Genomic DNA, 297 nt, shown 5'->3' with positions numbered 1-297 from the left:
TTTGTCACCGGCAGTCTCCTTAGAGTGCTCTTGCGTAGCAACTAAGGACAAGGGTTGCGCTCGTTGCGGGACTTAACCCAACATCTCACGACACGAGCTGACGACAGCCATGCAGCACCTGTGCGCCGGTTCTCTTTCGAGCACTCCCGCCTCTCAGCAGGATTCCGACCATGTCAAGGGTAGGTAAGGTTTTTCGCGTTGCATCGAATTAATCCACATCATCCACCGCTTGTGCGGGTCCCCGTCAATTCCTTTGAGTTTTAATCTTGCGACCGTACTCCCCAGGCGGTCAACTTC

General features: G+C 54.2%; 1 rRNA gene. It reads right to left on the bottom strand.

Annotation, left to right across the window (positions count from 1 at the left end):
- Window positions 1-297 (bottom strand): 16S ribosomal RNA (locus DPV74_RS41885); the annotation flags it as partial.

The sequence above is a fragment of the Burkholderia sp. HAN2018 genome (genome assembly GCF_024704855.1).
Taxonomy (GTDB): Bacteria; Pseudomonadota; Gammaproteobacteria; order Burkholderiales; family Burkholderiaceae; genus Burkholderia; species Burkholderia cepacia.
This window is presented reverse-complemented; position numbering and strand designations above follow the sequence as displayed.